This window comes from Ruegeria sp. YTSA075, from assembly GCF_059610245.1.
This window is the reverse complement of the sequence record NZ_JBXWNG010000006.1, coordinates 39034-51915: the sequence shown is the minus strand read 5'-3', so window position 1 is coordinate 51915 and position 12882 is coordinate 39034. Positions and strand designations below refer to the sequence as shown.

The window sequence follows — 12882 nt, the reverse complement described above, 5'->3', positions numbered from 1 at the left end:
AACGCGGTCGTTACTTGGTCGCGATGGCGTTTCACCCGTCGACAGATTACATGGTTAACCCACCAACTATACGCCGGAACGATAGCAGCAGGACATCTATCTCTGCTTACCCTGCCCCCAGCAAGATCAGCGCGGTCTGCGCTGGCGAGATGGTGCTTTGCAACTGTGCGATCTGACTGCGCGCCAGATAGGTGTCGGTCAATCGCGTCACCGCATCTTCTTCGGTGAATTGCGCCAGATCATCGGACCCGGTCAACCGAAGCAAGCGATCTTTGAATTCGACCAACTGCTTGTCGATATCCAACTGCCCAAACGACGGCGGCAAGCCCAGCGCTGTCTCCATCATGCTGCGCAGCGGAGGCAAGCCCATCAGATCGAACCATTTGGTATCAGCACTGACATTTTCTTGCGCCAGCTCCGTCAACGCATGCTGCGCATAAAGGGCGATCCGCATCGTTTCATCAGATTCACCGACCGAAATCTCGAAACGGGCGGCCATATTGTCTTGCGCGACCTGTTCCATCAAGGACGCAAAGCCGGTTCGCCGCACCTGACCAGGCCCAAACCCAAACGCGTCCGAAAACTCTCGGTACCGTTTATCGGCCAACCGATTGGACAAGGCATCATCCGCACTCGTCCCATCCTCAAGGATCTTGCGGATGAAAAATCGGTTGTCCAGATCCCCTTCCAGACCAAAGGCACCCAGCGCGACCTGCAGCAGGCGCCGATCCGAAACCAGCTGCTCAGCCGTTTCAATCTTTCCGATGTTCTCCAGGAAGTAGCGATTTTCGCGCTCGTTGATATTCGAGCTCGAAAAGGCCTGAAACTGCGACTCATAGGTTCGCTGGAGGAAGCGCCAACCAACCAACCCGCCCGTGGGTATGACGGGTTGAAATGTCATTGCTGATAAGCCATCAAACGCTCTTCCCGCGGCAAGAGCGAACGAAGGGATTTGAGGCATTTATAGTAATGCTCGCCCACCAGTGCATCCGTGGCTTCGCCCAGTACACGGCGGCTGTCAGCATCTGTGAAAACCTGACTCAACTCTTCGACCCGGCGCAGCAACTGCTGACGCGCTTCAACAGGATCCATATCGCCTGACAGAACAAGCTGCGCGGCATAACAGACACGGCGGACAGGCGTGTTAACCTCATCGGGGTGTATCGCATCGCGTAAGCGCAGAACATTCGCCTGAGGTGTCATGATCGAGAACCGGCTGCGACGATCCCCATTTTCAATCACGACACCGTTGATCAGAACCCTCTCTTTCGGGGCAAGTTTCAGAACCAGCCCCCCCATTACGCCGCCCCGCCCTGGCGCAGGCCGCGCAAGACCGCTGTGTTGATCTCCAATAATGGTTCTACGGTGGCGTTGTTGCCAAGGATCTGACTGCTATGATGTTCCGTGAACTCTGCCAGATAGAAAATCCGCGCGCGTAGTTCATTGGGCAAGGCGTTGTCGGAATCTGAAACGCCAGTTGCCAGAACGGTCCACAAACGACGGTTTTCATGAACCGCCTGCACAAAGGCGGCGAAATCGGTTGTCTTGCTGGCCGCGGCCGCTTTCAGACGGCGTGTGATTTTCGAGATCGCCTCGAATTCAGTGTCGCGTGGTGTACGAACAGGGGCGGCAGTTTGCGCATAAGCGTTGTGAGCAAGCATTTGCGGGGTCACTTGAAATCCTTCCAATTGGCCGTCTTCAGGCGGTCAGAACCGGGGCGCGAAAACCGCGCCCCGGCCAAGTTCCAAAATTAACGGAACAGCGACAGGATCGACTGCGGCGCCTGGTTGGCGATCGACAGCGACTGAGTCGCCAACTGCTGCTGGACCTGCAGAGCCTGAAGACGGGCCGAGGTTTCCTCCATATCCGCATCAACCATCGCGCCGATGCCGGATTTGAAGGAATCCGTCAGTTTGGACACGAAATCCTGCTGGGTCTCGATTCGACCTTGGGCCGAACCAAAAGCAGCGGCTGCGTCAATCGACGTGTCGATCAGCGATTCAATCGTGCCAAGTGCAGCAGCGGCACCCGCATCAGTGGACACGTCAATCGAGCTGAGCGCACCCAGACCACCCGAACCAGCATTTGAGAACTGAGCAGATACCGAGATATCCTGATCCGCATCAGCCCCGGCGGCCGCCGTGCCTGTTGCGAAGGACAGTGTGTTCGGAGCACCCGACGAGTCGTAGTCAACCGCCATCCCGGTGATGCCTAACGCATCAATCTCGTTCTTCAGGCCAACCGCAACCAATGCATCGGTATAGTTCTCGTCATATGTGCCTGAAGGATCGAGATCGCTGTCCTGGATAGTGTAAGACACCTCCTGATCACCAACCCGGATCGAGACCCGGTCACCAACTTCAAAGTTGTCAGTAGAACTGTCGATCACGATATCGCCGGTGCCGGCGGTACGGTCCATAGTGAACCCAGCCACGTCGTTATCGGTGGTCGCACCATCCGAACCTGCAAGCACGCCCTTGGCGGTATACCCACCGATGGACAGATCCTGGCTGGCGACCGAGATAGACGCCGAATTGACAGCACCCGTGCCATCACGGTCCAGCGAAGACAGGATCGAAACAGTACCCGCAGATCCATCCACAAGGTTCAGTCCATTGAACTGCGCTGCACCAACAACCGATTCGATCTGGTTGCGCAGAGCGGTGACATCATCGTTGATCTTGGCCCGATCAACGTTGCCTTCCTGCGCCGCGACAATCTTGCCTTTCATCTGGGTCAGAAGATCGGTCACAGTTTCAGATGCGTTCCGCGCGACCGCCACAGTCGACTCACCCAATGCAAGACTGTCTTTGATCGCGTTGAAGCCTTTGACGTCCGATTCCATCACTTTCGAAATCGCCCATACCGCCGAGTTATCCTTGGCGGTTGCGACGTCCTTACCTGTTGAAATTGCGTTCTGCGTCATCGCCAGGTTTTTGTTGACCGATTTCAGGGTCTGCAGCGCGACCATTGCGCCGTTGTTTGTCAGAATGCTGGACATTGCTGTCATCCTTTCACTTCGGGCGATTTGCGCCCATGTTCACCCCGCAGAGAACTGCAGGCTTGGCTGTCTTTCTGACCTGTGCGATGCGCCCTGTGGCCGTTCGCGCCACCTGCTGATTTCAGGTGCAAGGACACTTTTGGCGTTGATCCCCTAACGGAGTGCTAAGATGCCCGATCCCGAAACTTCAGATTTGAATCAACACCAAGCTAAGCCCGTTTTTCGAGCTTTGCATGGCTGCGAACTTTAAAGCCGCTGCGCTGCCCGTCAGCCCCATAGGTACTGAATTCCTGCCGCACCCGGCGCAGTTCGGCCATACGAGCGGCAACGGCGCGGATACCGTCTGCGGCGCTGTTCAACAAAGCCTGGTTGCGTTCGACCTTTTGCTGAACTCGAATCAGATCGACGCTGTCACGCACCTGCAAGTCATTGATCGCGCCAATCAGCTTCTCTTTTTCCGGCACCATGTGAGTCAGGCGATCCAGATCACCATCCACCAGCGCGGTACGTTCAAGATCCAAAATTTCTTCCAGGGATTTGATCAGGCTCATGCTTGGTTCAACCGTCATTGAACTTCTCCATCATTGATTTGAACAAAATTTCAGACAGGCCGACACCGCCCGACTGGGCCAATTGCTGGGCTTGATGCTGGACAAGGAAAGACGAAAACTGATCCTCACCCGCTCCGCCGCCGAATGAATCGCGCGATTCACCCAGCCCTGCAGATTTCAGCATCTCAGCCAGAAATGTCGCCTCAAGCTCGACCGCTGCGGCCTTCAGCTTATCGGCGGTTTGAACCGGTTGGGGCAGTGCCGTAACCTTCATCGCTTTCTCCGAAATTTACATCGAACTTTCTCGATCAAAGGTGAAAGCGGTTAAAATAAACGTAACTTCCTGCAGGCAGGTTTCCGATCAGACATGACGGAGCCCGGAGCAAAATGCCCAACCCGCTTACACCGATGACAGCTGCAACAGCCTCGACTGCCAAACCCGAGGCGAGCGCAGAGAAAGAGCGCCAGAACAGGACCGGGGCCCAGTTTCAGGATGTTCTGGATCAACAGGAAGCGCCGCCTGAACTGGAAATCTCGTCCGAAGATATGCCAGAGGAACAAGACGCCCCAATGGCGGCTGAAACCAATATCCCCTCGGTCAAAGGTGAGTCTTTGGACCCGGATGTAGCGATTTCTAACCCGACACCGCGTCCCGAAACTCAAAAACCTGTTGAGGTTGGGAAAACGGAGTTCGCAGTCACCCCAACACAAGCGCAACTTGGGAATGAGACTATGGTGCAGCCGCAGCAGGGACGGGGCGTGGTGGATGTTCCGCCAGAATCGGCACATAGCGAGATGTCCAAATCACGGATTGAGCCTGCTGACCCAACGCAGCAAGTTCAACCAAAGCCATTGGGGGAAACCCTCGTAGCTACAAAAGATGCGCCCAGTCGTCCCGACACCGGTGTGATCGCAATGCACGCTGCTAAAATGCAGTCAAAAGACAGATCCGCACAGGTTGATGCGGTGCCTGCTGACAAAGTACCGGATACCAATCCCGCCACCGTGCAACCGCAAAAGCCAACACATGCCGTACCGTCCCCGGCTGTCGGCATCAGTGTCGCGCAATTGCAATTGACAGCCTTTGCCCGGCAGCGTGATGCAGAACTGGCTGATAAAGTCGATGCCGCCGAACCCGTTGCTGCCTTGGGTGAGGAGCCCGTGTTGCAATCAACCCGCGATTCGACCGCACCACTCAGCGCACCTGTACAGGCGGCGCGAACCGAGGTTGCGCGGGCAATCGCGGGCCAGATGGCTGCAGCCATACAGGCCCGGCCTGGCTCGGGCGCAATCGAAATTGCCCTGAACCCCGAGGAGTTGGGACGCGTTTCCATCGTTCTGAATGGGCGCGAAGACGGGTTTCACCTGACCATAGCCACAGAACGGCCTGAAACCCTGGACCTGATGCGCCGCCATATCGCTGTGTTGTCTGAGGAGTTTCAGAAACTAGGCTATGGTGACCTGTCATTTGATCTCGGGGACTCCTCAGATTCGCCGCAAAACCCGCTCGGTCACCAAACCGCGAACAACTTCGATCTGACGCCTGAGGATCAGGGCGCGCAGGCTGCCCCGTTTCCGAAGAACACCGCCCCGGGCCGGGGCATTGATATAAGGCTTTGAACATGATCAATCCAACACAAGCCGCTCAGACATCGGTTCAGTCGCAAGCAACCTCGGGCTCCAAAACCAGTGCGATCGCCTCTGATTTTGAAACCTTTCTGTTGATGATGACAACACAAGCCCAGAATCAGGATCCGCTGGACCCGATGGATTCAGCCGAATACGCCTCGCAACTTGCGCAGTTTTCGATGGTGGAACAGCAGGTTCAGACCAACGATCTACTGGCCTCACTCACCTCCAGCATGGGCAGCCTGAACCTGGGCGAACTGGCGAATTGGGTCGGCATGGATGTCCGGTCAACGTCCGGGTTCAGCTTCGACAGCCAACCGGTGACTCTGTTTGCAGCTCCGCATGAATCGGCGGACCAAGCCACCCTGACCGTTCGGGACGCTGATGGCAAAGTCGTTTCCACCTCGGATGTCCCGCTTGATCAGACCGAGTTTACCTGGGCCGGAACCGATTCTGATGGCAACCCGCTGCCGCCGGGGAACTACACTGCAACCCTCAGCAGCTATCAGGATGGAGAGCGGTTGTCTGAAACACCTGTCGCCTCATACGGCCGGGTTGTTGAGGCGCAGATTGGTACAGATTCGATCTTGCTGACCCTCGAAGGCGGGCAGATTGTTCCCACACACCAGGTGAGCGGGGTTCGATCAGGCGCTTGATCTGACCAGACGCACGGGCCAAACCTAAGCGGATCGCGATTCGCCCTTAGAACTGGTTTTGACCCTGCCAAGCTTCTCCGCCCCTCCGCCTGATCTTATCCAACAACTTTCTGATCAAAAGTTGGTGCAAAACGGTGCGCGTTTCGAAACCCTCTACGGCGGGCGAACCAATCAGGTCTGGAAGGTTCTGGGCGGAGATGCCGACCGCGTTCTGAAACTCTATCGATCCTCGTTGCAAAACCCGCTGTTTCGCAACGACGCCGCGCTAGAAGCACGATGCCTGACCGCATTGGAACCTACGGGGTTGGTTCCACGCCTATGCGCTGCCGGTGGTTATCATGCAGATCATTGGGTTCTGTACGACCATGCGCCCGGCACACCTTGGAACGATGATCCCGCACCCGTCGCTTGGTTGCTTCGGCGATTGCATCAATCAACGGCTACAGTTCCAGCGCCAGAAGGCTGCAACGGGAGTGCAGATCTTGCCCGGCATGGGCAAGACATCCTTAATCTTTGTGCCCCCGAAACCCGAAACAAACTGCTGAGCCTTAGGCCAGATCATGAAGTCACTCCAACGGCGAACCTAAGCCTGATTCACGGCGACCCGGTGCCCGGCAATATTCTGGTCGCTGCATCCGGGCTGACTCTGATTGACTGGCAATGCCCGGCATTGGGTGACCCTTGTGAAGACCTGGCAATGTTCCTGTCCCCGGCGATGCAACTGCTCTATCGGGGTATGCCTTTGGACCGAGGTCAGGAAAACCGCTTTCTAAGCGCTTACGGAGACCCCGAAGTCCTGTCCCGATACGGACAGCTTCGACCGTGGTTCGCCTGGCGCATGGCCGCCTATTGCCTTTGGCGGGTAGAGAATGGTGCCCCAGATTACGAACATGGGTTTCAGCTTGAAGTTGAGGCGCTGCGTTAGGAATACGTCACCAATCAGCAACCGCCATGGCCGCATAGGCGGGCGGCAACAGCGCGCGCCGCATGCGCCCCAACGGGAACCGAGCGGGCGTTTGTGTCATCGGCTCTGGCAAGCCCGTCGCCTGCCCCAAAGCCAATCGCGCCAGCGCACGACCGCAATAGCTGCCCATCGCAACGCCGTTGCCATGAAACGCAAACCCCGCGAACATTCCGGGATATCCCGGAACGGCCCCTGCATAGGGCAACAGCGAACGTGACAGACACACCATACCCGACCAGATATGGGTGATATCGACATCGGACCATGCAGGGAACATCTGTCTGAAATCCCGCTGCACCTTATCTCGGATGGCCCTCTCGGACGCCTCGGAAGATCGCAGCCCCCCTCGCATTCCGAACAGAAACCGCCCATCCGGCATCAGACGGAAGTAATGCAGAAGATGCCGCGTATCATAGCACATTTGGTCTGAGGTCCAGCCCTGCGCCGCCTTTTCGGCCTCGGTCAACGGCTGAGTAACCAGAACCGTGGATTGCGCAGGCATGTACCGGCCTGACATCCAGTCTGGAACATCCTCGCTCGAATACCCGTTGGTGCAGATCAGCACCTGATCAGCCTGCACGCGGCCCGTGGGCGTTCCAAGTTCAAATCGCGAGGAGGTTTTCTGGACACTTTGCACAGGGCTGTTCTGATAAAATGCCGCCCCCAATGCGATTGCGGATCGCACAAGTCCAAACAGGTATTTCCGAGGATTCAAACCAAACCCGACCGGAGTCGTGTAGCCGCCATGAAACGGGCCGTTCAGACCCAATCCGGGTAAATCTTCTTTCTTATGCAGGGTGCCGCTTTGGTCTGCCTTTTTGCGCAATTTCGCCATCGCACGCGATGAATGCGCCAGCTGGGTCTCACCGACCGAATGCGTATCAGCCGCGATCTGATATTCCTCAAGCATGGCCGCAACCAACGCGACGGCATCATGTTCTGCTTGTTCATGAGCGGCGGCACTGTCCTGCCCAAAGCGGCGGGCTAAGGCGCTGTGGCTCAATTTTGATCCGCCCAGACAACAGAAACCGCCATTGCGCCCCGATGCGCCCCAACCTGGGGTTTCCGCTTCAAGCACGGCGACCGAAGCCCCTTCTTTGGCAAGGTGCAATGCAGCAGAGGTTCCGGTGAAACCGCTGCCGATGACGGCGACATCTACACTCTGATCGCCGTTCAGTTCCTGCCAGTCAGGGCTGGGGCAGGTCTCATCCCACCAACACCCCTCGCGCGGGCCGGGGCCGTAGGTGTAGGCCGGATAGATGCGTTTCATTCGGCGCGGGCGGCGGCCATTTCATCCTGCCGCTGCCGCATCATCGCACGTTTCGTGACCAGCGATGCGGTGATCACCCCCACCGTGACAACTGCGATCATGATGGTCGAAAGCGCATTGATTTCCGGACTGACCCCAAGCCGAACGGCTGAGAATATCTTGATCGGCAAGGTCGTCGCCGATGGCCCAGACGTGAACGACGCAATCACCAGATCATCCAGCGACAGGGTAAAGGCCAGCAGCCAGCCCGAGATCACGGCTGGTGCGATGATCGGCAAAGTGACAAGGCGAAACGCCTGCGCGGGAGAACAGCCCAAATCCAGCGCGGCCTCTTCCAAAGACTGATCGAATGTCACAAGGCGCGACGAGACGACAACCGACACAAAGCACATTGAGAATGTCGTGTGCGCCAGAACGATGGTCAGAATGCCTCGATCCAAACCGATCCCGATGAAAAGCAACAGCAGCGATAGGCCAGTAATCACCTCGGGCATCACCAGCGGTGCATAGATCATGCCCGAAAACAGGGTTCGCCCAAAGAAACGCCCCCCGCGCACCAGCACGTAGGCGGCAGCGGTGCCCAATATGGTGGCCAGCGTGGACGAAAACACCGCAACACGGATCGTGACCCAGGCAGCGTCCAAAAACGCCTCGTTCTGGACCAGCTCACCATACCACTTAGTCGAGAAACCCGCCCAAACGGTAACCAGCTTGCTTTCGTTGAAACTGAAGATGATCAGGATGATCATCGGGATATACAGGAACGCAAACCCCAGCGTCAGCGAGACGGCATTGAACCAGCTTAGCCTGCTCATTGCTCGGCCTCCGTCTGTTTTTGCTGGTTGCGCTGGAACAGCACAATCGGAATCACAAGGATCAACAGCAGGACCACGGCCACGGCGCTGGCCACGGGCCAGTCACGGTTCGAGAAGAACTCTTCCCACAGAACCTTGCCGATCATCAGCGTACCCGATCCACCCAACAGCGACGGGATCACGAACTCACCAATCACCGGGATCATCACCAGGAAGCAGCCGGCGATGATGCCAGGGCGCGACAACGGGATGGTGATCAACCAGAACGCTTGCAGACGGGAACATCCCAAATCTTCGGCGGCTTCAATCAGGGATTCGTCCATCCGCTCCAGTGCCGAGTAGATCGGCAAGATCATGAAGGGCAAGTAGGTGTAGACGATACCGATATAGACTGCCGTATTGGTGTTCAGGATGGTCAGCGGGGTCGAGATGATACCCGTCCACAGTAGCAACTGGTTCAGGTAACCCTCATTCGAAAGGATGCCCATCCATGCATAAACGCGGATCAGGAACGAGGTCCAGAACGGCAGAATCACCAGCATCATCAATGTAGGCCGCCATTCTTCGGGCGCGCGCGCCATGCCATAGGCGATCGGATAGCCCACCAGCAACGTCAGAATGGTCGAAATCAGGGCAATTTTGACGCTGGATAGATACGCTTTCCAATACAGGTCATCCTCGGTCAGCCAGACGAAATTCTCGAAATCCAGCTGACTGAAGAAGTCCTTGATGCCAGCCCATCCCTGCGACAGGTCCAGCGTTGGCGTATAGGGCGGGATGGCCAGTTCCGTGTCGGACAGCGAAATCTTCAACACAATGAAGAACGGCACCATGAACAGTGCCAGCAACCAGACATAGGGCACAGCAATCAGCAGGGCACGGCGCATCAGTTCGCCAATAGAACCGCGGCCGTTGCTGTCCAGGACAGCCAGACCGGGTCTTCCCAAGTGAAGGATCGGCGCGAGATACGGCGCGTGTTGGCAGATTGCGCCTTAATGATCGTGCCGTTTGACAGTTCCACGTGATAGGTTGAGAGGTTACCAAGATAGGCAATGTCCAGCACCTTGCCCTGCACCGCGTTGATTGCTTCGGCCGGGCGATCGGTCGAGATTGTCACTTTCTCGGGCCGGATTGCGAGATGGCAGGATTGACCATTCGAAAGCTCAGTGCCCGATGTCGCAGTCAGGGGTGCCTGTCCTTCGGCCCAATCGATCTGATAGGTCTCATCACCTGTCGATGTTGCACGACCTTCGATGATGTTCACATCTCCGATGAAGTCGGCCACGTAGACCGAGTTCGGGTTTTCATAGATACGATCCGGCGTGGCGACTTGCATCAGTTTGCCCTGATCCATCACCGCCACACGGCTGGCAACGGTCATCGCCTCTTCCTGATCGTGGGTGACGATCACAAAGGTGGTGCCGGTTTTTTCCTGAATATCCATCAGTTCGAACTGCGTGTCCTGTCGCAGTTTCTTGTCCAGCGCGCCAAGGGGTTCGTCCAACAGCAACAGCTTCGGAGCCTTCGCCAGCGACCGTGCCAAAGCGACCCGCTGCCTTTGTCCACCCGAAATCTGGTGCGGTTTACGACGGGCGAACTGTTCCAAACGAGTGAGGCGCAACATTTCCTCGACCCGATCCTCCAGATCATGCTTGGGCATGTTATCCCGGCGCAGCCCAAAGGCAATGTTGTCCCAAATGCTGAGATGCGGGAACAGCGCGTAGGACTGGAACATCATATTCACCGCCCGCTTATTCGGCGGGATCGGATCAATGTCTTGTCCACTCAGCATGATGTGTCCCTCGGTCGGGGTTTCGAACCCCGCCAGCATTCGCATCATCGTGGTCTTGCCACAGCCCGATGGGCCGAGCAGAGCAAAGAATTCCCGTTCGAAAATGTCCAGCGACAGGTTGTCGATGGCAGTGAAGCCCCCGAACCGTTTGGTGACATTCTGGAACTGGATCAGCGGTTTCGCCTGTGGGTCTTCCCACGGCGCAAAGACATCAGAGTTCAAAGCGGCCCCCGTATTTCTGTACGGCAAAGAAAAACGCGGGGCGTTGTTTCGCCCCGCGCCGCAAGATCAGGTGCCTGACTTGATCTTGGTCCACAGGCGGGTCACGACCCGCTGTGTTTTCGACGGATAGGGCGTCGTGATATAGAGGTTCTGCATCGTCGCATCATCCGGATAGATCGCCGGATCACCGATCACGTCTTCCTCCAGAAATTCCTGCGAAGCCTTGTTGCCGTTTGCGTAGTACACATAGTTCGACGCGGCAGCCATGTTGTTGGCGTCCAGGATGAAGTCCAGGAACTTGTGCGCACCCTCGGGATTGGGCGCATCCGCAGGAATGGCCATTTGGTCGAACCACATCAGCGACCCTTCGGCGAAGGGGTGGTATTCAATCTCGACACCATTGTCGGCCTCGGCCGCACGGTCCCGCGCCTGAAGGATGTCACCCGACCAGCCGACGGCCACACAGATATCGCCATTGGCCAGCGCATTGATGTATTCCGAGCTGTGGAATTTCTGAATATGCGGACGTACCGCCATCAGCACCTCTTCGGTCTTGGCGATGACATCCGGATCATGGCTGTCAGGATCCTCACCCAGATACTGCAGTGTCATCGGTATCATCTCGGCAGGCGCGTCCAGGAAATGCACACCGCACGAGGCCAGCTTCTCCATATTTTCGGGTTTCAGGACAAGGTCCATGCTGTTCAGGACCACGTCGTCGCCTAAAGCTTCTTTGACCTTGCCAACATTCACACCGATGCCGGTGGTGCCCCACATGTAGTTGATGGAATAGGCGTTGTTCGGATCATAGCCTGCAGTGCGATCCTGGATCACGTCCCAAAGGTTGCCAGCGTTCGACAGTTTGGCGGCATCCAGTTCCTGAAACGCGCCAGCCTGAATCTGACGTTGCAAGAAAGTGCCGGACGGCACCACAACATCATAGCCTGACCCACCGGCCAGCATCTTGGTTTCCAGAACCTCGTTACTATCGAAGACGTCATAGATCAGCGTCAGGCCGGTCTCTTCTTCGAACTTCGCCAGCAGGTCCTCGTCAATATAGTCGGACCAATTGTAAACACGCACCTCTTCGGCAAAGGCTGCCGAAGTCCCCAATGCGATGACCGCTGTCAGCGTCAGCGTTTTGATTGTCATTTTTTTCTCCCTGCAAATGTCCGGGTATTTTCCCTGTTTTTCAGATTTGATCAAGTTTTGCGTTTTTTGATGGTAACGACTATGGTTCCACGAAGGGTTAAACCCCGCAAACCATAGGTATCGAAACTGGAACCAGCCCATTGGATTTGATCAAAAATAAAGCAAATGCAGCACAGATGAGTGACACAAAAAGCCCCGTGCATGAGCAGGTCTATCACACCCTCAAATCGCAAATCCTGTTTGGCGATTTGGTTCCGGGACAACCGGTTACAATCCAGGGTTTGGCCAATGCTTTGGGTGTTGGCATGACACCGGTGCGCGAAGCGATTCGGCGGTTGACCTCTGATGGGGCACTGGTGTTTCAGGGGAACCGCCGGGTCAGTGTTCCATTGATTTCCGATTCGGATATCGCCCAGATGAAATTCGCCAGAAGCGCAATAGAATCAGAGCTTTCCAGACGCGCAACCACAAATCTAAGCCCTGCTGGGATTGATGAGCTAGAGCGAATTGACCAGCGTTTGGACAGCATGATCGACGAAGGCGATATCGGCGGTTATCTTCGCTTGAACTATGCCTTCCACAAAGCGCTTTATGCCCATGCGGATGCCCCGATTCTACGCGATCTGGCCGAGCGGATGTGGCTCAGATTCGGCCCGTCCTTGCGGGTTGTCAGTGGCCGATTCGGCACGCAGAGCCTGCCAGATCGACACAAGGACATCATCGCGGCACTGCGCGAAGGCGATGCCGAAAAGGCTGCATTGGCCACCGCACAAGATGTTGAACAGGGGATGGAGCTGATGGTCGGCGCGCTGACCCCTGCCTGAATCACG

15 protein-coding genes are annotated in these 12882 nt (G+C 56.6%); 4 read left to right on the top strand and 11 right to left on the bottom strand.

The features are described 5' to 3' along the window. Positions 1 to 106 precede the first annotated feature (106 nt). From AC2FGE_RS12905 to AC2FGE_RS12880, 6 genes are all read right to left on the bottom strand, one after another. On the bottom strand, positions 107 to 901 hold the full coding sequence (locus tag AC2FGE_RS12905) for a DUF1217 domain-containing protein (RefSeq protein ID WP_496819616.1): 795 nt from the start codon (positions 899 to 901) through the stop codon (positions 107 to 109). Further along, positions 898 to 1299: a flagellar biosynthesis repressor FlbT gene (gene flbT / locus AC2FGE_RS12900; RefSeq protein WP_496819615.1), complete on the bottom strand. Its 402-nt coding sequence runs from the start codon at positions 1297 to 1299 to the stop codon at positions 898 to 900. Before flbT ends, AC2FGE_RS12905 begins: the two co-directional genes overlap by 4 nt. Continuing rightward, the gene (gene flaF / locus AC2FGE_RS12895; RefSeq protein WP_496819614.1) at positions 1299 to 1673 is read right to left on the bottom strand and encodes a flagellar biosynthesis regulator FlaF; all 375 of its coding nucleotides are present in this window, start codon (positions 1671 to 1673) and stop codon (positions 1299 to 1301) included. The genes flbT and flaF overlap by 1 nt, the downstream gene beginning before the upstream one ends. Before the next feature lie 77 nt (positions 1674 to 1750). Beyond that, positions 1751 to 3001, bottom strand: coding sequence for a flagellin N-terminal helical domain-containing protein (locus AC2FGE_RS12890; RefSeq protein ID WP_496819613.1), 1251 nt, complete (start codon positions 2999 to 3001; stop codon positions 1751 to 1753). Between the two features lie 209 nt (positions 3002 to 3210). After that, on the bottom strand, positions 3211 to 3570 hold the full coding sequence (locus AC2FGE_RS12885; protein ID WP_496819612.1) for a flagellar biosynthesis protein FlgN: 360 nt from the start codon (positions 3568 to 3570) through the stop codon (positions 3211 to 3213). Then, positions 3560 to 3826, bottom strand: a complete 267-nt coding sequence (locus tag AC2FGE_RS12880) for a rod-binding protein (protein ID WP_496819611.1) — start codon at positions 3824 to 3826, stop codon at positions 3560 to 3562. Before AC2FGE_RS12880 ends, AC2FGE_RS12885 begins: the two co-directional genes overlap by 11 nt. A 134-nt stretch (positions 3827 to 3960) precedes the next feature. Between AC2FGE_RS12880 and AC2FGE_RS12875 the strand changes: the two genes are divergently transcribed. The 3 genes from AC2FGE_RS12875 (at position 3961) to AC2FGE_RS12865 (ending at position 6762) form a co-directional block, all read left to right on the top strand. Beyond that, positions 3961 to 5172, top strand: a complete 1212-nt coding sequence (locus tag AC2FGE_RS12875; RefSeq protein ID WP_496819610.1) for a flagellar hook-length control protein FliK — start codon at positions 3961 to 3963, stop codon at positions 5170 to 5172. A 2-nt stretch (positions 5173 to 5174) separates the two neighbouring features. Continuing rightward, positions 5175 to 5837: a flagellar hook capping FlgD N-terminal domain-containing protein gene (locus AC2FGE_RS12870; protein WP_496819609.1), complete on the top strand. Its 663-nt coding sequence runs from the start codon at positions 5175 to 5177 to the stop codon at positions 5835 to 5837. A gap of 124 nt (positions 5838 to 5961) precedes the next feature. Beyond that, entirely contained in the window at positions 5962 to 6762 is an 801-nt protein-coding gene (locus AC2FGE_RS12865) for a phosphotransferase (RefSeq protein ID WP_496819608.1), read from the top strand. Between the two features lie 7 nt (positions 6763 to 6769). On the opposite strand, the gene AC2FGE_RS12860 is transcribed toward AC2FGE_RS12865, so the two are convergent. From AC2FGE_RS12860 to AC2FGE_RS12840, 5 genes are all read right to left on the bottom strand, one after another. Continuing rightward, positions 6770 to 8071, bottom strand: coding sequence for an NAD(P)/FAD-dependent oxidoreductase (locus AC2FGE_RS12860; RefSeq protein WP_496819607.1), 1302 nt, complete (start codon positions 8069 to 8071; stop codon positions 6770 to 6772). Continuing rightward, positions 8068 to 8886, bottom strand: coding sequence for an ABC transporter permease (locus AC2FGE_RS12855; protein ID WP_496819606.1), 819 nt, complete (start codon positions 8884 to 8886; stop codon positions 8068 to 8070). The genes AC2FGE_RS12860 and AC2FGE_RS12855 overlap by 4 nt, the downstream gene beginning before the upstream one ends. After that, on the bottom strand, positions 8883 to 9773 hold the full coding sequence (locus tag AC2FGE_RS12850; RefSeq protein WP_496819605.1) for an ABC transporter permease subunit: 891 nt from the start codon (positions 9771 to 9773) through the stop codon (positions 8883 to 8885). The genes AC2FGE_RS12855 and AC2FGE_RS12850 overlap by 4 nt, the downstream gene beginning before the upstream one ends. After that, on the bottom strand, positions 9773 to 10900 hold the full coding sequence (locus AC2FGE_RS12845; protein WP_496819604.1) for an ABC transporter ATP-binding protein: 1128 nt from the start codon (positions 10898 to 10900) through the stop codon (positions 9773 to 9775). Before AC2FGE_RS12845 ends, AC2FGE_RS12850 begins: the two co-directional genes overlap by 1 nt. Positions 10901 to 10966: 66 nt before the next feature. Beyond that, complete coding sequence (locus AC2FGE_RS12840; RefSeq protein WP_496819603.1) at positions 10967 to 12052, bottom strand: polyamine ABC transporter substrate-binding protein; 1086 nt, start codon at positions 12050 to 12052, stop codon at positions 10967 to 10969. Between the two features lie 176 nt (positions 12053 to 12228). Between AC2FGE_RS12840 and AC2FGE_RS12835 the strand changes: the two genes are divergently transcribed. Beyond that, entirely contained in the window at positions 12229 to 12876 is a 648-nt protein-coding gene (locus tag AC2FGE_RS12835; protein ID WP_496819602.1) for a GntR family transcriptional regulator, read from the top strand. Positions 12877 to 12882: the final 6 nt, after the last annotated feature.